14 protein-coding genes are annotated in these 24,892 nt (G+C 60.7%); 5 read left to right on the top strand and 9 right to left on the bottom strand.

Features of this window, described 5'->3' with window-relative positions:
* The 6 genes from ABYO54_RS01245 to ABYO54_RS01220 form a co-directional block, all read right to left on the bottom strand.
* Positions 1-329 (bottom strand): RNA polymerase sigma factor (locus ABYO54_RS01245; RefSeq protein ID WP_372806116.1); only part of this gene is annotated, 329 nt, incomplete at its 3' end.
* A gap of 202 nt (positions 330-531) precedes the next feature.
* Complete coding sequence (locus ABYO54_RS01240; RefSeq protein ID WP_372806114.1) at positions 532-1,647, bottom strand: aminopeptidase; 1,116 nt, start codon at positions 1,645-1,647, stop codon at positions 532-534.
* Positions 1,648-1,792: 145 nt separating this feature from the next.
* A complete protein-coding gene (locus ABYO54_RS01235; protein ID WP_372806113.1) occupies positions 1,793-2,983 on the bottom strand; it encodes a glycine C-acetyltransferase in 1,191 nt (396 codons plus the stop codon).
* A gap of 130 nt (positions 2,984-3,113) precedes the next feature.
* Complete coding sequence (gene tdh, locus ABYO54_RS01230) at positions 3,114-4,142, bottom strand: L-threonine 3-dehydrogenase (RefSeq protein ID WP_372806111.1); 1,029 nt, start codon at positions 4,140-4,142, stop codon at positions 3,114-3,116.
* A 328-nt stretch (positions 4,143-4,470) separates the two neighbouring features.
* Positions 4,471-7,764, bottom strand: a complete 3,294-nt coding sequence (locus ABYO54_RS01225) for a sulfatase-like hydrolase/transferase (protein ID WP_372806109.1) — start codon at positions 7,762-7,764, stop codon at positions 4,471-4,473.
* Positions 7,765-7,808: 44 nt separating this feature from the next.
* Entirely contained in the window at positions 7,809-11,114 is a 3,306-nt protein-coding gene (locus tag ABYO54_RS01220) for a sulfatase-like hydrolase/transferase (protein WP_372806107.1), read from the bottom strand.
* A gap of 218 nt (positions 11,115-11,332) precedes the next feature.
* On the opposite strand from ABYO54_RS01220, the gene ABYO54_RS01215 reads away from it, so the two are divergent.
* Positions 11,333-14,056, top strand: coding sequence for an ABC transporter substrate binding protein (locus ABYO54_RS01215; RefSeq protein ID WP_372806105.1), 2,724 nt, complete (start codon positions 11,333-11,335; stop codon positions 14,054-14,056).
* Here ABYO54_RS01215 and ABYO54_RS01210 read toward each other — a convergent pair.
* Genes ABYO54_RS01210 through ABYO54_RS01200 form a run of 3 tightly spaced genes read right to left on the bottom strand, consistent with a single transcriptional unit; the run spans position 14,051 to position 18,840 of the window.
* Positions 14,051-15,043, bottom strand: a complete 993-nt coding sequence (locus ABYO54_RS01210; RefSeq protein WP_372806103.1) for a phosphatidylinositol-specific phospholipase C — start codon at positions 15,041-15,043, stop codon at positions 14,051-14,053. The genes ABYO54_RS01215 and ABYO54_RS01210 overlap by 6 nt on opposite strands.
* 51 nt (positions 15,044-15,094) lie before the next feature.
* Positions 15,095-17,470 carry a glycosyl hydrolase family 95 catalytic domain-containing protein gene (locus tag ABYO54_RS01205; protein ID WP_372806101.1) on the bottom strand — a complete coding sequence of 792 codons (2,376 nt, stop codon included), beginning with the start codon at positions 17,468-17,470 and terminating at the stop codon, positions 15,095-15,097.
* 2 nt (positions 17,471-17,472) lie between these two features.
* Complete coding sequence (locus ABYO54_RS01200) at positions 17,473-18,840, bottom strand: sulfatase (protein WP_372806099.1); 1,368 nt, start codon at positions 18,838-18,840, stop codon at positions 17,473-17,475.
* Between the two features lie 550 nt (positions 18,841-19,390).
* On the opposite strand from ABYO54_RS01200, the gene ABYO54_RS01195 reads away from it, so the two are divergent.
* The 4 genes from ABYO54_RS01195 to ABYO54_RS01180 all read left to right on the top strand — a co-directional run.
* The gene (locus tag ABYO54_RS01195) at positions 19,391-20,434 is read left to right on the top strand and encodes an ABC transporter permease subunit (protein WP_372806097.1); all 1,044 of its coding nucleotides are present in this window, start codon (positions 19,391-19,393) and stop codon (positions 20,432-20,434) included.
* Positions 20,435-20,592: 158 nt separating this feature from the next.
* Positions 20,593-21,819 carry an ABC transporter permease subunit gene (locus tag ABYO54_RS01190; RefSeq protein WP_372806095.1) on the top strand — a complete coding sequence of 409 codons (1,227 nt, stop codon included), beginning with the start codon at positions 20,593-20,595 and terminating at the stop codon, positions 21,817-21,819.
* Positions 21,820-21,837: 18 nt separating this feature from the next.
* Complete coding sequence (locus tag ABYO54_RS01185; protein ID WP_372806094.1) at positions 21,838-24,177, top strand: ABC transporter substrate-binding protein; 2,340 nt, start codon at positions 21,838-21,840, stop codon at positions 24,175-24,177.
* Positions 24,178-24,189: 12 nt separating this feature from the next.
* Positions 24,190-24,892: ABC transporter ATP-binding protein (locus ABYO54_RS01180; RefSeq protein ID WP_372806092.1), on the top strand; the 703-nt coding region annotated here is incomplete at its 3' end.

Below are 24,892 nucleotides of genomic sequence, written 5' to 3'. Positions count from 1 at the left end.
GCCAAAGCCATCAGTTGGGCGTTCACGTGCTCCGACTTTTTTTTGCGGCGCACATAGTTTTTGGAGCGGGTTAGAATCATGAACCGGCAAATGGAGCGCAGCCATGTTCCGAAGTCGCCGTCCAATCGAAAGTCGGACAGCTGTTTATAAGCCCGGACAAACGAATCCTGAACGGCCTCCACCGCCTCTTCCCGCACGGGCAGTCGGTAGAGCGCAAAAGACAACAGCATCGACTCATGCTGCTTAACCAGTTCCCCGAAGGCATCGAGGTCGCCCTTCGTCGCAGCCTTGATCCATTTTATGCGCTGAATGTCGTCGGTCTGTTTCATGTAAAAGTCACCCATTTACCTAACATAGGCGACATTGCGGAACACATCAAAAAAAAATCGTCGGCAGATGAATACGGAACCATCTGACCCCCTGCCATCATGAGCACCAGCGATGGTCGAAAGCTCATGGAAACTTAAACGGCCCGAAGCTTGGCGAGCTTCGGGCCTTGGGGATTCAGCCTTCCGTTGCGCGGGACCGGGTTTAGATTTCGACTTCGGTGAACTTGCCGTTTTCGTAGACGGTTTTGTCGTCGAGCCGGATGCGGCCGCCGGGGCGCATGTCGCAGACCATATCCCAATGGAGGCCGGAATCGTTGACGCCGCCCGCCTTGCGGAGGCTGGCACCGACGGCGAGGTGGACCGTGCCGCCGATCTTTTCGTCGAAGAGCGTATTGCGGGTGAAATCCTTGATGGCGTAGTTGGTGCCGATGGCGAATTCGCCGACGCGGCGCGCGCCGGCATCCTGGTCGAGCATGCTGTTGAGGAAATCCTGGCCCTGTTCCGCCGTGGCTTCGACGACGACGCCCTTTTCGAAGCGCAGTTTCACGCCCTTGCATTCGTGGCCCATGTGGATGGCCGGGAAGCTGAAGCAGATGGTGCCCTCGACGGTCTCTTCCACCGGGCAGGTGTAGATTTCGCCGTCGGGGAAGTTGTCGTTGCCGCAACTGCTGATCCAGCGGCGGTTCTCGAGGCTGAAGCTCAGGTCGGTTCCGTTGGCCGCTTCGATATGGATCTTTTTATGGCCGTTGAGATAATCGACCGCCGCGTCTTGTTTCTTGGAGAGCGCCTGCCAGGAGGCGATGGGGTCGTCGTGATCGAGCAGTCCGGCGGAAAAGACGAAGTCCTCGTATTCGGTCAACGACATCCCGGCGTCCTGCGCCGACGAGTTGGTCGGGAACATCGATCCGTTCCAGCGCAACTGGCCGCTGGCGGCGCGGCGGAAGAAGGTTTCGGAAAACGGTTTGCGCGCGGCGCTCAGCAGGCTGTGGCGCGCGGAATCGGTATTGGAGAGCGCGCGCGTGTTCTGCTGCCCCCACAGCGCAATGCGGCAGTCGATGTTTTCAAGTTCATACAGCGCGATCGGGCTCATGTAGGAGAGCTGTTCGTCGGACCCTTCCTTGAGCAGGATTTCGGTCAGCGCTTCCGGCGCAACCCGAACGATCGGATAGCCGCCGGCTTTAAGCGTTTCCCGATAGATTTCGACCAGCAGCGGTTCGGTGATGATGTTGCCGCTGATGGCGACGCGGTCGTTGGGCTTAACGCCGACCGAATAGTTCACCAGTACGTTTGCCAGTTTTTGAAGGCGAGGATCTGTCATGGGATACTCCAGAGGTTGTTGGTTGAGTTCGTTCGTAAAAGAATAAAGGACAAAATAAGTTTACAGGCAGCCGAGCCGGTTAAAACGGGGGGTGAAAACCGAAGCGCGCGTTGCGCCGGATTTTTCACCCACCGTTTGGGGGGCATCAAGCCTCCTTCTTTTCAGCCAGCTCGCCATGAACCTCGGCGAAAGCCGCGATGGCGCGGTCCAGGTTTTCGGTGCTGTGCGCCGCGGAAATCTGGACGCGGATACGGGCGAGCCCCTTCGGCACCACCGGGAACGAGAAGCCGATCACATAGATGCCCCGCTCCAACAGCTTGTCGGCCATGGCCGTGGCGAGCCGCGCGTCGCCGAGCATGATCGGCACGATCGGATGGTCGCCGTCCGGAACGTCGAAACCCGCCGCGCGCATGCCGCTGCGGAAATAGGTCGTGTTCGCTTCCAGCTTGCTCAACCGATCGGAAGAAACCAGCTCCAACGCCTTGAGGGTCGCCGAAGCAACCGCCGGCGCGAGCGTGTTGGAAAACAGGTAGGGCCGCGACCGCTGGCGCAGCAGGTCGATCACTACCTGGCGGGCCGACGTATAGCCGCCGCTCGCCCCGCCCAGCGCCTTGCCGAAGGTGCCCGTGATGATATCGATCCGCCCCATCACGTCGCGATATTCATGCGTCCCGCGCCCGTTCGCGCCGAGTACGCCGACGCTGTGGGAGTCGTCGACCATCACCAGCGCATTGTACTTGTCGGCCAGGTCGCAGATCGACTTGAGGTCGGCGATGGTGCCGTCCATCGAAAAGACGCCGTCGGTGGCGATCAGGCGGATGCGGCAATCCTGCGTCTCCTTCAAGCGCTCCTCGAGTTCGGCCATATCGGAGTTCGGATATATTTTCCGCTGCGCCTTGCAGAGGCGCACGCCGTCGATGATCGACGCGTGGTTGAGCGCATCGCTGATGACGGCGTCTTCGGGACCGAGCAGCGTTTCGAACAAGCCGCCGTTGGCGTCGAAGCAGGAGGAATAGAGAATGGTGTCGTCGGTTCCGAGGAAGTCGGAGACGCGCGCCTCCAGCTGTTTATGCAACGCCTGCGTCCCGCAGATGAAGCGTACCGACGAGAGGCCGAAGCCCCAACGGTCGAGCCCCTCCTTCGCGGCGGCGACCACCTCGGGATGGTTGGCGAGCCCCAGATAGTTGTTCGCGCAAAAGTTCAACACCTCGCCGCCGGGCACCGCGATTTCCGCGCCCTGCGCACTTTGGAGAATCCGCTCCGTTTTTTTCAGCCCTGCTTCTTCGATCTGTTTCAGTTCCTCTTGAATGAACCGAAGTCCTTTTTCCTGTTTCATATCATATGCCTTTCATCGTAACTACGGGATGTCTGACAAAATAATTTAGGACAAAATGATTCATGGCTCCCGCTCGCACGGAAAATTATTTTGTCCCTAATTATTTTGTCGAGTCCCTGTTCCGGGGTCTCTAACCCAACCAGTCGAGCACGACCTTGCCGGCGTTGCCGGAAATCATGCGTTCAAATCCTTTTTCAAATTCCGTGTAGTGGAAGCGGTCGGTAATGATCGGCGAGATATCCAGCCCGCTCTGCAGCATGCTGGTCATCTTGTACCACGTCTCATACATTTCGCGTCCATAGATGCCCTTGATCGTCAGCCCGTTGAACACCACCGTGTTCCAATCGATCTCGACGTGTTCGGGCAGGATGCCGAGCATCGCGATCTTGCCGCCGTGGCACATGCTCGTGAGCATGCTGCGGAAGGCCGACGGATTGCCCGACATCTCCAGGCCGACATCGAATCCTTCCTTGAAATCCAGCTCCTTCATCACCGACTCCAGGCTCTCTTCCGCCACGTTGACGACGCGGGAAGCGCCCATCTTTTTGGCGAGGTCGAGGCGGTAGGGATTGACGTCGGTCACAACCACGTAGCGCGCGCCGGCGTGCTTGGCGATCGCGGCGGCCATGCAGCCGATCGGCCCGGCGCCGGTAATCAGGACATCCTCGCCGAGCACATCGAACGAGAGCGCCGTGTGGGCCGCGTTGCCGAAGGGGTCGAAGCACGAAAGGATCTCTTCGGGGATTTTCGGATCGCAGAGCCAAACGTTGGTGACCGGGATGGAAAGGAACTCGGCATAAGCGCCGGGGCGGTTGACGCCAACCCCCTTCGTCTTCGGGCACAGGTGGCGGCGGCCCGCCAGGCAGTTGCGGCATTTGCCGCAAACCAGATGCCCCTCCCCGCTGACGATATCGCCGATCTTGAAATCGTGGACATTGGAACCCAGCTCCACGATCTCGCCGACGAATTCGTGGCCGATCGTCAGCGGCACGGGAATGGTTTTCTGCGACCATTCGTCCCATTTGTAGATATGGACATCCGTTCCGCAGATGGATGTCTTGTGAATCTTGATCAGGACATCGTTGGTTCCGACGGAGGGGACCGGAACGTCCTCCAGCCACAACCCGCGCTCCGCCTTGCTCTTAACCAGTGCTTTCATTCAAACCTCACACATTTAGTTCGTTTATATTTCAACCACAGAGGTCGCAACGACACAGAGGACGGGATCTATTCCCTTTCGATCGCATGCGATTTTTCCTCTGTATGTCAAACGCTTGGGCAGAAACGGTACCAATATAGTCTCTCGCATGGGCAACAACCTATCCAACCCCCTTGCCCCCGTCTTGTAGGACAGGTGCATGCGTGTGTATATTTCTGCGAAAGGCCCACTGATCCATGAAGGAAAAGCATTCCACCGCCGCCGGAAGGGCGGCGGTCCGCATTGTTTCGCAGGCAGATCGCCGGCTTTGCGCAAAAGCAAGCCGAGCTTATTCCCCGCTTTTAATGCGGATGTAGAGATTGTTGTTGTTGCGCGGCAGCAGGCTGTCGGCGGGCAGCGTCCACGTGCCGCGGCGCACGCCTTGCGATTCCGTGTAGCGAAGGTCCATCAATCCCGGCGGATGATCGGCCCAGTCGACCAGGTTCGTGCTGTATTGCGTGGTGATATCCTCATCGCCGTGCGCGGCGGGTACGGTGTAGTCGGCCGTGAGAATGCCGTCGCCGTTGTCGACCAGCTGCTGGACGCCGCCCTCCGGGGAGGTCACGCGCCAGCGGGGACGGGAAGCGCGGACGGCGGAGCTTTCCACTTCATAGCCCCAGTAGCGCAAGGGCCCCAGATCGGCGGAAAAATCGAAGGGGACGCTCGTGGAACCGATCACCACCTGCCCCGCGCCGGTGGCGGGATCGACGACCAGTTCGCACTCGGCCAGGCTACCCGCAAAATCCTCCGCGGCCAGCGTGGCGCTCACGGTGGTTTGACCCGGATAGCTGACGGCGACCTGCGAGCTGGAAGCATCGATGCGCACGGCCAAACACTGCGACACGTCATTGGCATTGCCGACGAGGAAGGAGGCGGCCGAGCTGGAGGGGAAACCCAGTTTCCAATCAAAACGCACCGAGTCGGAAAGCCCGGTCTCGAACGGCAGATAGTTGAAGCCGGATCCGGTTCCGGACGGGGTCAGCGTATAGCCGTTGTTCGCCCCGGCGGAATCGTATGACCCGAAGAGGTAGGAGGCCGCGGTGAGACCGGTCTTGGTGTAAAACTCGTCGTCCGCCTTGAAGTAGGCCGACATGGTGACTTCGTGGGAGCCCTCGACCAACGGGATCATGCGCGCCAGAATCTCCGTTTCCGTCGCGGAAAGGTCGTTGGTTTCGTAAAGGTCTTCGGCGAGGTTGAACAGTTCGTAGGTCGGCGGGCTGACATCGGTGCCGCGGTCGCGGACAATCTTCCAGTCGCCCTGCCGCACCGCGCGCCAGCGGCGGTCCAGCCCGTTGCTGGTCTCCGTAAAATACCAATAGTGATATTCGGTGGGTTGCAGCTCCGCTTCGCCCCCGCCGAGCAGCGCCGGGAGAATCGACCGCCCGGTAATTTGCGGCGGGGTCGAGATGCCCGCCATCTCCGCAAAGGTCGGCAGTATGTCGGCGAAGGTGCCGACCACGGACGAGGTCGACCCAGCCTCGATCATTCCCGGCCACCAGGCCACGAACGGCTCGCGGATGCCGCCTTCATAGGTATCCTTCTTCGCGCCGCGGAGGTCGTAGTAGCCCGGTTTCAGATGCTCTGCCGTCAGGAAGGTGTCACCCGCCTCGCCGTTGTCGGAGCAGAAAATCACCAGCGTCTTGTCGTCGATTCCGAGCTCGACGAGCTTGTCCATGATGCGGCCCGTGTCGCGATCCACGGCCGAGACCATGGAGGCGTAGGTGTGCGGCAGGAAGTCGGGCAGGCCGTTCGTAAGGCCGAAAGGCGCGCCCGGATACATGGAATTGATCAGGGTCTGGTCCAGATCGAGCGGATCGTAGACGAGCCCGTCTTCATCCGTGAGCGCATCCACGGTGGCGGCGGCATAGTTGTAGGCATGCGGCGGCGTCCACGCACAGTAGAGGAAGAACGGCTTATCGGCGTTGTCTTCGATGAATTTCAACCCCTCGGAAACCACCACGTCATGGGAGCAGACGTTGCCGAAGGAATCGGTCCAGTCCTTGGTAATCCCGTTGGGGTTGTTCGCGCCCTCGATGTAGAGGGTGCCGCCCTCGGAATCGGCCAGGGCTTGGTTGAAGTAGATCTTCTCGCTGTTTTTCCAGAGATATTTCGGGAAGAAGCGGTGGGCCTGCACCTGCCCGAGGTAGCCGCAGAAAAAGTCGAAGCCTTGGTTCCACGGCGCGCCGCCGGTGGTGGGTCCGCCGATGCCCCATTTACCGACCAGCCCCGTGGTATAACCCGCCTCTTTGAGCACCTCGGCAACGGTGACGCGGGAGGGATCGAGCGGATATTGATAGCCATCGCCCGGCCCCGCATTGTGCTTATCCTGCGAACGGCGCGCATCCATGCCGGTCATCAGGCAGGAGCGCGAAGGCTGGCAGACCGGCGCCGCCGTGTAGAAATCGGTAAACAGCATGCCCTCTGCCGCCATGGCATCGACCCGCGGCGTCTTCAGCGTCGCCTGCCCATAGACGCCGACCTCGCGGATGTCGAGATCGTCGACCATGATAAAGATCATGTTCGGCTTCTGGGAAAGGTCGGGCGTATGCGTGTCGTCGGACGGATCGTACCCGAGCTCCAGTTCGATATCGTCGTTGATTCCGTCCGCATCGCTATCGGCCAGCAGTGGATCGGTGCCCGTATTATTGGAATCGACATAGATTCCGGTACCCGTTTCCGCGCCGTCGAGCAGTCCGTCGTCGTCGGAATCGTCGTCGAGCGGATCGGTTCCGGCGGCCACTTCGGCCCCGTCGTTTAGCCCGTCGGCATCGGAGTCGGCTTCGTTCGGATCGGTTCCGAGGGTTTCCTCGGCTTCGTTATCGAGCCCGTCCCCGTCGTAGTTATCGGTTCCGACCTGATCGAGGTTCCCGAAATGGACGGTTTCCCAGGCATCCATCAGCCCATCGTCGTCGGCATCGGTCGTATCGTCGGCGACGCCGCCGAGCACATAGTAATGGATGTTCCGCGCCGTAGTGACAATATGTTCCGTGTCCGTGATCTGGAGGCGTCCACCGTTGCCGCCCTCGTTGTGTCGGAAATTCGACGGATTCGATGTCGAGGATCGGTCATACGTCATCAGGAATCCGAAATCGGAATCCTCGCCCACGATGAGCGGTTCGGCCAGCTCGAAGGTCACATACTGGCCATCGGAAATGGTGCCGTCCAACGTAAAGGCTTCGGTATGGAGCAGCACCACCGTGGTACCCACGAAATAATCGTCGCCGTCCGTGGCCGTGGAGTGGCCCGTGCCGGTTATCAACTGCTCTTCCGTCCCCTCGAAGAACCGCAGCGTCAGCGTATCGTTGGCGAAGGTTTGGTTGGAATTTTTATACACCGTCACGGCCGTGATTTGATAGCCAATCCCGGCCCCGTCGGCCAGGGCAAAGAGCTGGCCGCGCCCATGCTTGGTGCTGACATCCTCATCAATAAGGTCGGTCCAGGTTGCTCCGTTGGGATCGGAAAACAGAATATCGCTCGCCGGCGCCGCATCCGAAACCACCGTTACGCCGCCCGAACTCTGCGCGGGAAAACCAAGCAGACCGCCAACGACCAAACCAATAAGAACAAACCATTTAGACTGCATGTTACCTCTCCTTATATGACGAAACCTTTAAAGTGAATACCTACTTACTCCGCACCCTGAACCCGAATAAACAATGCATCGTTATTGCGCGGCAACAAGCTGTCGGCCGGGAGGGTCCAGCTTCCCTGGAGCTCCCCCTGCGAGCCCGTACTGCGGAGGTCGATTACGCCCGGTGGGTTGGCGGTCCAGCCCTGCAGGTCGGTACTGTATTGCAGCACGACCTCTTCATCACCGTGCGCGGACGGTACGGTGTAATCGGCGGCAAGGATTCCTTTGCCGTCGACCAGTTGCTGGACGCCGCCGGTCGACGGCATCATGCGCCAACGCGGGCGGGACGCGTAGACGGCGGCGCTTTCGACTTCATAGCCCCAGAATTGCAACGCACCAAGATCGGTCGCAAAATCAAATGGCAGAATCGTCGAACCGACAACCAGTTGCCCCGCTCCGGTGACGGGATCGAGTTCCAGCATGCATTCCGCCGTGCTTCCCGCAAAATCCGCGGCCGGCAAGGTGGTCATGAGGCTGGTCTGTCCCGGACAGCTGATGACAACCTGCGAGCTGCCGGCATCGATGCGCACCGCCAGGCACTGCGACGCATCGTTCGCTTCGCCCAGCAGGAAGGAAGCGGCGGAGCTGGAGGGGAAGTTGAATTTCCAGTCGAACTGCGCGGCGTGAACCAATCCGGTTTCGAACGGCAGGTAGTTGAAGCCGGACCCCGTTCCGGACGGCGTCAGCTCAAAGCCGTTGTTTGCCCCGGCGGCATCGTACGCACCGAACAGATGGGCCGCGACGGTCAGGCTGTTTTTTGTAAAGAACTCGTCGTCGGCCTTGAAGTAGGTTGAAACGGGAACTTCGTGGGTGCCCTCCACCAACGGGATGAGACGCGCCAGGATCTCCGTTTCCGTCGCGGAGAGGTCGGTGGTCTCGTAGAGATCGGCGGCGAGGTTGAACAACTCGTAGGTCGGCGCACTGCCGTCGGTCGCCCGGTCGCGGACAATCTTCCAGTCGCCCCGTCGCACCGCGCGCCAGCGGCGGGTACCCTCGGTGAAATCCCAATAGTGGTAATCGCACGGTTGCAAATCGACTTCGGTGCCGCCGAGCAGCACCGGCAGGATCGAGCGCCCGGTGATCTGCGACGGGGTCGAGATGCCGGCCATCTCGGCGAAGGTCGGCAGCATATCGGCGAAGGTGCCCACCACGCCGGTGGCGGTTCCGGTCTGGATAGTTCCCGGCCACCACGCGACAAACGGCTCGCGGATGCCGCCTTCGTAGCAGTCGCGCTTCATGCCGTTAAAGTCGGAATAGCCCGGCTTTAGATGTTCTGCGGTGAGGAAGGTGGGTTCGTCTTCGCCGTTGTCGGAGCAGAAGATCACGAGCGTGTTGTTTTCGATTCCGAGTTCGACGAGCTTATCCATGATGCGTCCCGTGTCGCGATCGGCGGCGGAGACCATGGAGGCATAGCAGTGGTCGTTGAAATCCGGCCATCCTGCGGAAGTTTCATCTTCGCCGAAGGGCATGCCGGGATAGACCTCGTTGATCAGGGTTTGGTCGAGGTCGAGCGGGTCGTAGAGCAGTCCGTCGTCATCGGTCAGCGCGTCCAGCGTGGCCGCCGGATACATGTAAGCGTGCGGCGGTGTCCACGCACAGTAGAGAAAGAAGGGCTTGTCGGCATTATCCTCGATAAACTGCAGCCCCTCCGCAACAACAACGTCGTGGGAGCAGACGTTGCCGAAATTATCGGTCCAGTAGTGCGTGTGCTCGTCGAAGTTTTGGGCCCCCTCGATGTATAGGCGGTCTCCCTCGCCTAGCTGGTCTTCGTTGAAATAGATCTTCTGGTCGTTTTTCCAAAGGTACTTGGGAAAGAAGTCGTGGGCGGCCGTCTGGCTGAGATAGCCGCAGAAAAAATCGAAGCCCTGTTTCCAAGGCGCCCCGACGCTGGTGGAGCCGCCGAGCCCCCACTTGCCGACCAGGCCCGTGGTGTAGCCCGCCTGCTGGAGCAGTTCGGCCAGGGTGACGCGGTCGGTTTGCAGCGCCATGGTCGAGTTATGCCGATCCTGGGCGCGGCGCGCATCTTGGCCCGACATCAGACAGGAACGGCAGGACTGGCAGACCGGGCTTGCGGTGTAGAAATCCGTGAACATCAGTCCCTCGCTGGCCATCGCGTCGACCCGCGGCGTCTGCAGCGTCGCCTGCCCATAAACGCCGATCTCGCGGATATCGAGGTCGTCGATCATAATGAAAACGATGTTCGGCTTTTCGGTCAGGTTGGGGAAATGCGAAACGTCGGACGGATCGAATCCGAGCTGGATTTCCGTCGCATCGTCGACCCCGTCCGCATCGCTATCGGCCAGCCGCGGATTGGTGCCGGTGTCGCTTGGGCCCACATACGTTCCGGTACCCGTTTCGACGCTGTCGAGCAGTCCGTCGTCGTCGGTATCGTCGTCGAGCGGATCGGTGCCGGCCGCCACTTCGACGTCGTCGTTTAGCCCGTCGGCATCGGAGTCGGCCAAATTGGGATCGGTGCCGTTGGCCTGCTCGGCTTCGTTATCGAGGCCGTCCCCGTCGGGGTTGCCGGTACCGACCGGGTCCTGATTGCCGAAATTCATGACCTCCCACACATCGGAAAGCCCGTCCTCGTCGTCATCGGTTGCGTAGATGGAAGCATCGATGGCGCCGCCGTTGATGTAGAAGACCACATCCCGTGGGGCGTAGACCGAATTGACGCTGGGGATTCCCGCCGTTCGGATCTCGATTCCGTCGGGATAGGACGAACCCGCTTCCGCGTATTCGAAATAGGAGCTATCGCCGGCCCCGTCGGCATAACCGATCAGGAATCCGAACACCTTGTTCTCGGAAAGATAGAGCGGGCTGGCGCTGAAATCGAAGGTCAGGTACGACTCGTCGGCGAACGAAAGGCCATTCAGGTCGACGCTCGTCGCCAACAGGGAGGTCATGCCGGTTCCGCTGGTTGGATCGCCATCATCCGTCCCGGTGGTTCCGGACTGCGTCCAGTTCGATTCATCGTTGCCGTCGGTGTCGGGATCCCAAGCGAAGAGCCACAGTTGGAGGGCATCGCCCGAGCCGAAACTCTGGAGCGTATTCTTGCGCAGCGTCACCCCGGTAACCTGAAAGCCCGGATATTCGTCGCCCGTGTCGGGCAGCAGGAAGGAGTTGCCGCGGGTCGTCTTTCCACTATTGCCATCATGGAAGGAGCGGGTATAGCTGGTTCCACTCGGATTTGAAACAATGGCGTCCGTCGGCTCATCGGTCGAAGTCGTCAGCACCGTCGCGGCGTGAACCGAGGACAAACCAACCGCCAAGCACAAAAATGCCACCCATTTCGAATACATGTCGTCTCTCCCTCCAAAAGCCAAGAACGCACCCGGGACCTTCAGCGGCACCAATTTGCACAATAACCCTATTCCTGTCCACGGGCCGCGTCTTGTAGAACTCGGGCATACCTGTGTACGATTCCCGCGAACAACCGAACGCAAAACAAAGAATTTATGCGAGTTTGATTTGTCACTCTCCGGCGAAGGCACTACAGTGTCCGCGCTAAAGGAGCCGTATGGGACTGGAACACACGTGGCACAAGAAAACGAAGTTGAGGTCCGGGATCGCCGGCCTAACGGCCGCGTTGCTCTGGCTATTTGCCGTGGCCCCGTGCGCCTACCCCGCGCCGGAAAATCCGAGCGTGCTGCTGATCAACTCCTACCACCAGGGATTCGAGTGGACGGACAGCGTCACCGCGGGCGTCGTGGATTTTTTCAAGCAAACGGGTCGCGCCCGGCTATCCATCGAATACATGGACAGCAAGAACTACGAGCTCTCCACCATCGCGGCGGCCTTTTCCAACCAATGCGCGATCAAATACGGCCAAGCGCCCCCGGATCTGGTCCTCTGCTCCGACAACAACGCGCTCGCATTCCTGCTTGAGCATCGCGACGCCCTTTTCCCGGATATCCCCATCGTCTTCTGCGGGATCAACGACTTCACCCCCGAGATGCTCGCAGGGGCCTCCAACATCACGGGCGTGGTCGAAACCCCGTCCTACCGCGAAACCGTCGAACTGGCCTTGCAGATCCAGCCGAAGGCCCGCCGCGTTTACGCGGTGGCCTGTTCCGCCATGATGTCCGGCATCCACATCCAACGATTCATGGAAAGTTGCCGGCCGCTGGAAGACCGCGTGGAAATCATTCCCCTGCACGATCTCACGCTCGAAGAATTCCGGAGGGAACTGCGGCAGGTCGCGAAATCCGACATCATCGTCAATCTGGCGCTGCACCGCACCCGCGACCAGAAAATCCTTTCGTCCGGCGAGGCCTACGCCTTTATCCGCGAGCAAACGGAGGCCCCCGTCTACAACTTGTGGTCGGCCTATCTGCACGACCACTCCCGCTACATCATGGGCGGCGTGATGGTGGATGGCGAGGCCCAAGGCCGGCTGAGCGCGCAAATGGCGGCGCAGATCCTGGCCGGCACAAACGCCTCCGATCTCCCCGTCGTCACCGAAAGCCCGAACGTTGCCATTCTGAACTATCGGGAGTTGGAACGGCTCGGCGCCGCCCACCATCCGCATCCCGCAAACGCCGTGATCGTCAACTGCCCCTTCTCCTTCTACGAAACCTACTGCGGGCTGGTGTGGACCACCGTCGCCGTGATTGCCGGTATGTTGACGCTGATCGCGTTCCTGTTTTTAAACATCCGGAAACGGCGCCGGGTGGAATCGGAACTGCGCACCCAACGGCGAACCCTGCGCGAGCGCGAGGAAAACCTGCGCGTCACGCTGGGCTCCATCGCCGAAGCCGTGATCGCGACCGACATGGACGGCAACGTGCGCCACCTCAATCCCATCGCGGAAAAGTTGACCGGCTGGCCGAACGCCGAGGCGCGGAACCAACCCATCACGCAAATCCTCAACCTGCTCGATGCCGAAACCCGCGCCCCCATGGAAAGTCCCGTCAAGCAGGTGGCGTCGGCCCCCGACTCCATCGTCTACGCGAAGAACGCCGTATTCGTCGCGCGCGACGGGCGGGAATACCGGATTGCCGGATCCGGCGCACCCATCCGCGATGGCCAAGGCAACATGATTGGGGTCGTGCTGGTTTTTCGGGACGTCACGGACGAGCTGGCCTTGCAGGAAAAGCTACGCAACAACCAAAAGATGGATGCCATCGGACAGCTGGCGGGCGGCATTGCACACGATTTCAACAACATGCTCGGCGGCATCATCTCGGCGACCGAGATGGCCCAGATCGAACTCGACCAACAAAAGGACCCCTCCGACTTGCTCAAAATGGTATTGGATTCGGCCGGGCGCGCGGCGGCGCTCATCTCGAAGCTGTTGGCCTTCGCCCGCCGGCATCCGCTGGCCACCACGCCGACCGAGATCCGCCGGCCAATCCAAGACGCGTTGGCCCTCTTTGCGGCCACCGCCGACAAACGGGTGCGGGTTCACGCCGATCTTCCGGAGGAGGATCTCTACGTCATGGGCGATTTATCCCAGCTTCAAAACGCGTTTCTGAACCTGTTCATCAATGCGTCCCATGCCATGCCGGCGGGGGGCGATTTGGACCTGTCGTGGAAAACGGTGGAACTCGACCGCGCCCAATGCGAGGCCTCGGCATTCGCGATCCAGCCCGGCCCCTTCATCGAGATCGAAATCGCCGACACGGGAATCGGCATCCCCGAGTCGGTGCTTCCGAGGATCTTCGAACCCTTCTTCACGACGAAGGAAATCGGCAAGGGCACGGGCATGGGGCTGTCGGTGGTGCTGGGAACCGTACAGCAACACAACGGCGCGATTGCCGTCGATAGCGAACCGGAGGCGGGAACCCGCTTCCGCATCCTCCTGCCGCTCACGGACCGGCGCCCGCAGGAACCGGATGCCGAGGGCCATGCCCCGTTCTGCGGCACGGGCACCATCCTGATTGCCGACGACGAGGAAGTGATGCGAAAGACCAGCCAGGCAATTCTCGAAAACATGGGATACGAAGTGTTGCTGGCCGAAAACGGGGCCGAAGCGCTCGAGCTTTACCAAAACAAAGCCGGCCGAATCGACCTCGTCATCCTGGACATGGTCATGCCGGAAATGAACGGGCGCGACTGCTTCTTCGCGATCCGCCGAATCGATCCTCGCGCCAAGGTTGTCATCGCTTCCGGCTATGCCGTGCAAGAGGAGCTGCACGACCTCCAACAAAAGGGCCTGGCCGGAACGATCCACAAACCCTTCCGAATCCAGGAGCTCTGCGGATTGGTGGCCTCGGTGCTCAGTTCCGATTTCAAGTCATAGCGGATCGAGGGTCGGCGGCGCCTGGGGATGCGGGCGGGCAGACCGCGCGTTGTTTTCGTAAACGAGAGCCGTCCGGGTTGCATTGGCAAAATCCATCACCACCACGCCATGCCACCCCGGGAAATCCGCAGGCAGACCGGTTTCCAGCCGCCGATTGATCTCGTCCGACACGGCGGTAACACTCGGAATGCCAAACCACCCACTCCGCGTTCCGCTGGTATAATTGATGAAGAGCGTGTCGGGACCGGCTTTGGACGACTCTTCGAACAGGTTGGCGACACGGCCCCACTTGGCATCGTTGTCGCTCACCCGATAACAGTCCTGGACGCGAAGCCGCCCGGTGCTGAACGTGGTGTTATTCCGCCAGCCGGTCGCCGCCAGCCCCTTGGGAAGCGCGGTGGCGCAAAAGCGCCGCAACAGCACGATCTTTCCGCGCGCCTCGCCGAGCGTTGGAATCGTTGCGGAAAGCCGCCATTTGTCGGGATTTTTCGCAACATAGGCATCGAAGGTCTCCTCGAAGGTTCGGGTGGTGTTCGAGCCCCCGCGCACCCCCGTCACGCCCATAACGACGCACTCCGTCGGATTGTTCTCCAGGAAGGCGTACACGGTCGAGAGGGCCTCGTCGAAGCGTTGATGCTGGTCCACGCTTCCGTGGTAGAGCGCAAACGCGTCGTTCATGTGCCGGCAACGCATATCCAGAAAACGCACGCCGGCATCCAGCTGCGCGGAAAGCGAGAGCAACTGGCATTTCGCCGTTCCGGGAAACGGTTCATGCAGCGCGGCGGAATTGTGCGTCCCCGGAATCGACAGCAGCGAAAGCGCAACCGCGCCATCAACCGAGCCCATCCAGTTCGTGCCATCCGCCCCGGCGCCCAGCGCCACGGCACAAAGGCCCGCGACCCAGCATCGCGTTGCCGCCCGGAGATCGATCGAATACCGGAGCCCCAAAAACATCCGGCCCACCAGAACAAAACCTGCCTTTGCCATAATCCTCCCAACGCGGTCTAGGTGCATAGCTAAACCACAAACCGCCCGCGCCTACAACCCGAAGGAATGTTCCTGGCCCTGCGGGGCGACGGGCGTGACGGACAGCGCGGGGCGGGCGCGGCCTTGGGGCCAAAACAGGACCGAGGCGCCGGGCGGCGTCTCGATGGCGTAAAGGCCCTTGCCAACCGCCTTCACCTTGACGCCGGCGGTGGCGGCCCATTGGGCATCGGCCATGGCCGGATCGACGTGCACAACTCCGCCGGCTTCGGACTGGATCAAAACCCACTGCGCCGTTCCCTTTTCCCGGCGGGCGCTGACGAGATAGGCCCCCTCGCCGCGCAGTTGGTGGAACTGGGCGTCGGGCCACTCGCCCGGCACCGCAGGGAAGATGCGCAGCTTGCCGCCCCAGCTCTGCAACAGCATCTCCTGCATGGCGGTAGCGCCGTGCAGCGGCGTCTCCATCACGGGAAGATGGTCGATTTCGTAATAGCAGGTATTCGGCGTCAGAAAGGACTTGAGGCCATTGAGGAAGCCCAGCGCCCGATCGCCATCGCCGAGCAGCGCAGCCATGCACGACCCGCCCGTGAAGGAATAGCCCATGGCCCGCCCAAAACTATGCCAATGGGTCAGGCTGCGGTCGATCAGCTCGCGGTCGGCGGGCGTTTCCGGCGAGAGGGTGCGCAGCGGATAGATCGCCATCAGGTGCGACCAGTGGCGGTGCCGCCCGGTCAGCTTGACGTTGCGCCCGATCATGCGTCCGCTCGTTTCGTCGATGTGCGCGGGCACCAGCTTGGCCTGGATCTCTTTCCAAACGGGAATCAGCGGTTCGTCGTTTTCGGAAAGTCCTTTCTCGGAAGCGAGCTCGAGCAAGCGGCCGACGCCCCAGCCCAGGAGGTCGATGTCGTAGGTGCAGTCGGCCGCCCGGCGGTATTCGGGGCTGTAGGTTTCCGGCAGGGTGAGCTGGCCGTCTTTGTTTTCCTTCAGGAAGTGGCGGTAATAGTTCACGGCGCGCGTCAACAGCGGATAGAGCACATGGTCGCGCAGCTCGGTATCCTGCCAATAGCGGTATTCCAAATCGACGTTGTGCAGTCCCCAAAGCAGGTTGCCGGTTTCGCGGCCCATGTTGGGATCCATCGCATCGCGGCCGCCGGGCTCGCCCGCCATTCCCAAGAGGTCCCAGCCCGAGGTACTGCGTCCGATGGCGTAGGAATCGGCGCGGTAGGGTTCGGCCACGTTCAGCGCGAGGCTGTCGCGATTGATGTCGAGCCGATGGCTCATTGCCGACACCGCGCCGCGGCGGTTGGCGACAAACCCGCCGCTATGCGACAACTGGACATTCAGGTTCCACCATAGCGCGGCCCAGGCGGTGGGCTGGAGCCACGGCCCCTGGTTGTCGATCATCCAGCCCTTATCGCGCGTGGCGCAGGCCAGCTTGTATTGCTGGATCCAATAGAAAGACTCCCAATAGCGGTCGCCGACGGAGACGAAGCTTTGCGGATAGTAGGCGTGCCACCAGTCGCGGTGGGCCTGCACCCACGCGGTTTGGTCGGCCTTCGCCGCGGCGCGCACCGCCGCAACGGCTTGATCCACCGCGCCGTGGTCCGGGAAGCTGTGCTTCACGCTCAACCAAAGGCGGGTTTTCGTACCCGTCTTTTGCTCGAACCATGCCACGGCGGTCTGCCCGCCGGCGTGCAGGTTGTGCACGGCGGTTTGCACGCCGTCGCCGAGCGTGGCGGTCACGGGCGACGGATTGGCGGGCACGCGACGCTCGTCGCTGGGTTTTTTGAGCGTCAGGGCGCGCACGGCCCGGGGGCTGCGCGCCTCCTCGGCGACATACACCAGCTTCGCGTCCCGAAGGCTCCCGGCGGCGGCGAGTTCAAAACGCATCACGGGTTCGGCGGCGTGCACCAGCGTCGACCATTCGACCGAGCCGTTTTTGGTGGAGAACGTTCCCGTTGCTTCGGCATCCCAGAGCGAAAGGCGCGCCTCGCAGCCGGTCACGTCTTCCGGCAACTCAAGGCGCAGATGGCCGATAAAGTGGCGACCGCGGTTGAGCACCATCGCATTTTTTTCCTTGGGATCGTCCTCGTCCATCGGGCGGTGGTCGTGCGCCGCCGAGCAGCCGACATCCCAGCGGATGGTGCGGTCGTCGAGCTTATACATCAAGGTACCCTGCTCGCCATTGCCGAGGAACGGGGCTTCGAACCATTTGGCGGGAAGCTTTTTCCAGTGCAGGTCCTGCTCGGCCATGAACGCCGGCCAATCCACCGCATCCAGCTCGGGGTTTGCCGCCCACGCGCCCCCACTCAAAATCAGTGCGACGAAGATGCAGGATCGCGAAGACGCAAGGACGCGAAGCGTTCCCGATTTGAATCCTTTGCGCCGTTGCGTCTTTGCGGTCGGACTTTCCGGTTGAATCGTTGTCATTTTCAAGGCCTCTTGTTCTGGTGGTAGGTATCGCTATAGGTGCGCAGCTGTCCGCTTAAGGTTCGCATCAAATCGGCGTACTCCGGATGCTTTGCGAGATTGGTGGTTTCGTCGGGATCGTTTTCATGGTCGTAGAGTTCAATGCCGGCCTCGCCGCGGTTCCATTCCGTATAGCGCCAGCGGTCGTTGCGCAGGGAATAGCCCTGCGCATTTGCGGAGTGGAAAACCTGCGTGATGGCGGGACGATCCCATTCGGCCGACGGGTTGGTCAAGAGCGGACGCAGACTGACGCCCTCCAACACGGCCGGGATTTCGAAGCCCGCGTAATCCACGATCGTGGGATACAAATCGAGCAGTTCAACGGGGCGGGCGCAGCTCGCTCCCCCCACCCCCTCGGGCGGGACGATGATCAAGGGCGCCTTGGCCGAGCGCTCGAACGCCTTGCGCTTGTACCAAAGGCCCTTTTCGCCGAGGAAATAACCGTGGTCCGACCAGAAAACGACGAGGGTGTTTTTCATCAGATCGTTCGCTTCGAGCGCATCGAGCAGCTTTCCGACCTGGGCGTCCACGAACGAGACGGAGGCGTAGTAGGCGAGCTTGCACTGCCGGGCTTCTTCCACGGTCACGTCTTTCCGGTACGGCCAGCCGCTCCGATCCCGCAGATAGGCCATGGGCGGGACATCTTCCAAGTCCTTTTTCGCCGCGTCCAGATCCGGCAGGGCGATCTCGTTGATGTCGTACAAATCGAAATATTTCTTGGGCGCGACATAGGGGCAATGCGGGTCGAAGAATCCGGCGGCGATAAAGAACGGTCCGTCCTTGTGCGCTTCGATCAACTCAACGGCTTTGGCCGCCACCATGCCATCGGTATGCTCCTCGTCCTCGCTGACCGGCGCCCACCACGCCATGGAGATCCCCAGCCGGTCTCGCTGGCCGGTGGTTCCGCCGGGATAGCGAATGATTTTTTCCTCATGGATTTTATCCATGCCCGCGGGATTGAAACGCTCGGTCCAGGTCCGCTCGTCGTCATGTCCATCCGTGCCGATATCCCCCGGATTGCCCGCGTGATAGATTTTTCCGACGCGGCCCGCGTAATATCCCTTTTGCTTGAAGAATTCCCCCAGGGTCACCACGTCCGGCAGCTGGTCGCGAATGGTCTCTTTCAGGGTGTGGCAACCGATGGTATTGGGGCGCAAGCCGGTCATGATGCTCGCCCGGCTGGGGCCGCAGAGCGGTTGCTGGCAATAGGCCTTGTCGAACCGCATGCCCAACTTGGCCAACCGGTCGAGGTTCGGGGTTTTCACCTGCGAGACGCCGTAGGTGTTGATATCGCAATTGAGATCGTCCGCCGCAATGAAGAGTACATTCATTTTTCCAGTACGCGATCCCGCCCCCCACGCTATGGTCGCGAAACCGGCCAAAAGCACCATCAAGAATTTTCGTTTATCCCCGTAGTTCACTGCGTCTTGTCCTCCGTGCGCTTTCGTACGATGCCCAAGATTCCTTGCCGTGCGGAACCGTGGGCGAGCCGGTCGGTTTGGCTTGGAAGGGCATGTCGGTTAAAGGACGCCGCCCCCGAAAAAACCGGACACCTGATCCGTCCTACCCGTACAGAGCTAGACACGCCGAAACCGATACGTCTTGTAGAATTCAGGCATGTATGTGTAGCAAAAACCGATCGCGGCGCGCCGGCGGCGGCGCCGCCGCCCGCCACCGACTTGCGTTTCACCCCCGCAGGAATGGCATATCCCGCTCCGTTTGACTCGAAATATGTAATTTCCTGCCAATAGATGTTCATTCGCGGAATCTCTCTGCTATATTTACGCACTTTATGTCGCAGGCCATATCGTTGAGTTCGGATCGTGCCTGGCGCGGAACCCGAAAGAAACCAAGCCCGATGGGGTTGCAGGGAAAAAACAGATGACAGCTTATTTCATACGAAGACTCCTGTTGATGATTCCGACGTTTCTAGGAATCACGTTCGTGGTGTTCTTCACCATGCGTTCGGCGCCGGGCGGCCCGATCGAACAGGCCCGGATGGCCAAGATGCAGGCGATGCAGCAGCAAGGCGGCGCGGGGGGCGGCATGGGCGCCGGCGCCGGACCGTCCAACGGCGACGACGCCTTATCGCCGGAGGAAATGGCGGCCGTGATGAAGGAGTACGGGATTTCCGACAACATCATGGCCGACTACGGCCGCTGGGTTTCCGATATGGCCAGGCTTGATTTCGGCCAATCCAACGTCTATGGCGTGGACGTCATGAAACTGGTGATCAGCAAGATGCCCATTTCGATTTTCTTCGGTTTGATCTCGATGTTCATGATCTACGGCATCTGTATTCCGCTGGGCCTGACCAAGGCCATCAAACACCGCGGATTCTTCGACAATGCCAGCTCGTTGGCGGTCTATTTCGGCTACGCGATTCCGGGCTACGCGCTCGGCGCCCTGCTGATCGTGTTCGTGGCCTCCAACTGGCAGCTGCTGCCGCTCGGCGGCTTCGTGAGCGAAAACTTTGCGGAGTTGAGCTTCGGAGCGCGGGTGGCCGATTTGATCCAACACGCGATCCTGCCGATGTGCTGCTACCTGATCGGCAGCTTTGCCTTCATGACGATGCTGATGAAAAACCAGGTCATGGAGCAAATGTCGGCCGACTATGTGCGGACGGCGCTGGCGAAAGGCGTTCCCTACAAGCGGGCGATCTTCAAGCACGCGCTCGACAACAGCCTGATCCCGATCGCCACCACCTTCGGCAACCAGATCAGCCTGCTGGTGGGCGGCTCGTTCCTGATCGAGTCCATCTTCAACATCGACGGAATCGGCATGCTGGGCTTCATGTCGGCGCTGAACAAGGACTACCCGGTCGTGATGGGCGTGCTGGCCATCAGCGCCACCTTGCAGCTGCTCGGCAACATTATTTCGGACCTCTGCGTGGCGGCGGTCGATCCGCGCGTCAAATTCGGCTAATGGGCATTTATAACAACCGCGAATCGACACGAATGAACGCTAATTCCCCTCAACTTAAGCAAACACCTAAACGCAAAGACGCTGAGAACCCCAAGGAGCGCAAAGCGTTGCGAAACTCTGCGCACTTCGCGCCTTTGCGTTAAACGGAACAACGTAATATGAAACGAATCAAACTCAGCCCGATCACCCGAATGCGGATGAACCGCTTCAAGTCGATCAAGCGCGGCTACTATAGTTTCTGGCTCCTCATCGCGCTGACCCTGCTCTCGTTTGCGGGCGAGCTGTTCATCAACAGCAAGGCGCTGATGGTCAAGTATGAGGGCAAACTCTACTTCCCGGTCCTGCGCAGCATTCCCGGCATCAGCAAGCAGTACAAAGGCAGCGATTTCGGCGAGGACTATACCTACGAGGCCAAATACCGCGAACTGCAGCAAAAGTGGAAGGACGCCGATTCCGGCAACTGGGTCCTGATGCCGCTGGTGCCCTACAGCGCGGGGGAATCCGACCCGATCGAGATGACCGCCCTGCGAAACATGGAACAGGAGCTCGACAGTCGTCTGGCGGCCTCGATCGCGGCCGCCAAGAGCGAGATTGCGGACCCGGCGGAGCTGGACATGCGCCTGCAGGAATTGACCTACATGCGGGACAAGGAATCGTTCCAGCTGTTCAAGCGCGCGTTCCATCCGCTGCCGCCCAACGCCGCGACTCGCCACTTCCTCGGCACCGACAAGATTGGCCGCGACATTCTCGCGCGCCTGGTGTTCGGCTACCGGATCGCCATCATCTTCTCGCTGATCCTGATGCTGTTCAACTATGGCATCGGGGTAACCGTCGGCTGCTCGATGGGCTACTTCGGCAAATGGATCGACCTGCTCGGCCAGCGCCTGATCGAGATTCTTTCCCGGGTGCCGTTCATCTATATCATCATGATCGCCAGCACGATCTATGGCCGCAGCTTCGGGCTGTTGCTGGGGCTGATGGTGCTGTTCGGCTGGATGGGCGCCACCTGGCAGATGCGCACGGCAACCTACCGCGAAAAGGCGCGCGACTACATCATGGCCGCCCGCTCGCTCGGCGCCTCGAACGCGCGCATCATCTTTGTCCACATCATCCCGAGCACCATTTCGCTGCTGGTCACCTTCATCCCCTTCTCGATTTCCGGGTCGATCATCGGCCTGACGTCGCTCGACTTCCTCGGTTTCGGCCTCCCGCCGGGCACGCCGAGCTGGGGCGAACTGATGAAAATGGGCACCGAAAACATGGACTCGCCGTGGATCGTCTCCTCGGTGGTGGGCGCGATGGTGCTGATCCTCTTCCTGGTCAACCTCGTCGGCGAAGCGGTCCGCGAAGCGTTCGACCCGAAAAAATTCACGCAATACGAGTAATCCGGAGACTTTTTCACAATGACCAAATGGCTAACCTATCTCGGCTTCCTGTTCGTGCTGATCATCGTCACGATCGTCTCCATCACCGCCAGCAAGGCGGGCTTCCTGATCGTGGAGGAATGCGCGTACGAATACACCCCCTGCTCGATCGAGGAAAAGTTCACCCGCACCTTCCACGGGCACCCGGACCCCCTCGAGCGCTTCCCCGTCACCGACGAAACCCTGCCCGACGGGCTGGTGTGGCAAGATGGCGCCGACCAAAAACCGTTTGCCGACCCCGCCGCGAAAAAGGGCGGAACCTGGACCTCGTTCATCTCCACCTTCCCCCAAACCTTGCGGCAGCGCGGTATGAACGCCAACACCAGCTTCCGCCAATACCTCGACGCGAACGACATGACCCTGGTCGACGTGCATCCGACCACCGAAGCGTTTTTCCCCTCGCTGGCGAAGGAGTGGGCCTTTGGTCCGGATAAGCGAACCGTCTACTTTCGCCTCGATCCCGATGCGCGCTGGTCCGACGGGATTCCGGTTACCGCCGACGACTATGTCTGCATGCTGAAGCTCTTCCGTTCGCCGGGGATCGTCGACCCCTGGACCAACACCTATGCCACCGACCAGATGGAGGATGTCCTCAAGTTCGACGACTACACCATTGCCGTTCGGTTTCCGCGCCGCCAGCCCAACCTGCTCTACTCCGCCGCCCTGGCCCCGACGCCCTACCACTTCTTCGGCAACTTCCGGAAAAAAGAGAACGATTTCCGCGGAAAATCCGCCTACTACACGCTCAAGAACAACCGGTTGCCGATCCCCGACGAGCTGAAATACTACCAGATCCAGGAACACGTCGAAGCCCTCGAAGCCTTCGTGGTCAGCCTGAAAAACCGGCTCGATGCTCCCGTTGCCCCCGCTCCGGCGGCCGAGGGCGCCGTCGATCCGCACGCGCTGCTTCGGGAAGTCGTGGCCGCACGGACGGAGGCCGCCACGCTGTTCGACGCCCTGGCCGACGGCCGCACCCCCACCGCGGCGGAGATCGAACAGATTAAAGCGATCACCGCCGGCTTTGCCCGCCAAACCGCGCAACTCAACTCGCTCGAGCCAACGCCGGAACAGGCCAAGAAGCCCTATTCCATCGCCGTCGACGATGTCGAGGACGGCTGGAACAAGACCTTCAACTGGCGGGCCAAGCCCAACACCGGCCCCTACCAGATTGAAAAATACATGCACGGCAAATGGGTGCTGTTCAAACGCAACGCCAACTGGTGGGCCGACAACCATCCGTTCTACAAATATCGCTACAACCCCGAATACCTGCGCTACCGGCTGATCTCCAAGGTGGAAATCGCCTTCGAATATTTCAAGCAGGGCGACATCGATGCCTTCAACCTGACCACTGCGGAATACTGGCACAAAAAGGCGTCCGACATCTCGCAATACGAAAAGGGCTATATCCAGAAATCCTGGTTCTGGAACGACATCCCGCGCCCCTCGCGCCTGATCTCCATGAATCTGGAAACCGAAATCCTGAAGGACAAAAACGTCCGCCTCGGCATTGCCCACGCGCTCAACATCCAGAAGATGATCGACCTAGCCATGCTCGGCGACGCCTCGCAGGCCGACACCATCACCACCGGGTATCGCGGATTCGCCAACCCCGACCTCAAGGCGCGCGAATACGACCTGGAAAAGGCGACCGGCTATCTGGCCAAGGCCGGCTGGACCCAGATCGGGGCCGACGGCATCCGCGTCAAGAACGGGAAACGCCTCTCCGTCAAACTGCTCTACTTTTACCCCACGGAGAAAGAATACATCATGATCCTCACGGAGGAGGCCGCCAAGGCCGGGATCGAATTCAAGCCCGACACCTACGATGCCAACACCGTCTTCAAATTCGTTCAGGACAAGAAGCACGAAATGGTTTGGCACGGCTGGAGCGCGTGGAGCAACCTGCGCGGCCCCACCTACTTCGGCCTCTTCCACAGCAAGGACGCGGGCGTCCCCAACAACAACAACTTCTGCAACTTCGCCGACCCCGAGGTCGACCGCCTGCTGGAAACCTACCGCAACAGCAACAACCGCAGCGAACGCCAGAAGCTCGCCCAGCAGATCCAGGCGAAGATATACGACGCCTGCTGCGCCATCCCGACCTACTACATTCCCTTCAGCCGCTACGCAACCTGGCGCTGGATCCGCATCCCCGATGCCGCCGAGCAACCCACCAGCGAAACGGTCTTCGACTACGGGCTCCACTGGATCGACGAAGAGATGAAGCAAGAGACGCTCAAGGCGATGAAAACCGGAAAGACCTTCCCCCGATCCTTCCGGGTCTACGACAAATACCGCCCCGAATCCGCGAAATAAAACAGGTGCACCATGGCAATTCTTACCGTTAAAAACCTAGTCACGACCTTCGAGACCGACCGCGGCACGGCCCGTGCGCTCGACGGCGTCTCCTTCGCCCTCGAAAAGGGCCAGACCCTCGGGCTCGTCGGCGAATCCGGCTGCGGAAAGAGCGTCACCTCGCTCTCCATCATGCGCCTGCTGCCCAAACCTGCCGGCAACTCCCCCGAAGGCGAAATCCTCTTCGACAACGGCTCCGACCGCTTCGACATCCTCAAGCAACCCGTCGAAAACCTGCTCAAGATCCGCGGCCGCAAAATCGCGATGATCTTCCAGGACCCGCTCACGTCGCTCAACCCGGTCTATACCGTCGGCTACCAGCTCATGGAAACCCTCAAGGTCCACTTCCCGGAAATGTCCGGCGCCGCCATGTTCAAGCGCTCGATCGAGCTGTTGACCGATGTCGGCATCCCGGCGCCGGACCAGCGCATCCACGAATATCCGCACCAGCTCTCCGGCGGCATGCGCCAGCGCGTGATGATTGCCATCGCCCTCGCCTGCGAGCCCGACATCCTGATCGCCGACGAGCCGACCACCGCGCTCGACGTGACCATCCAGGCGCAGATTCTCGAACTGATGCAGCGAATACGCCTCGACCACGGCACCGCCATCATCCTCATCACCCATGATCTCGGCGTCGCCGCCGGCTTCTGCGACCGGGTCTGCGTGATGTACG

The sequence above is a fragment of the Pontiella sp. genome, from assembly GCF_041622395.1.
Classification (GTDB): domain Bacteria; phylum Verrucomicrobiota; class Kiritimatiellia; order Kiritimatiellales; family Pontiellaceae; genus Pontiella.
The sequence above is the reverse complement of the archived record's forward strand: the minus strand, read 5'-3'. Positions and strand labels throughout refer to the sequence as shown.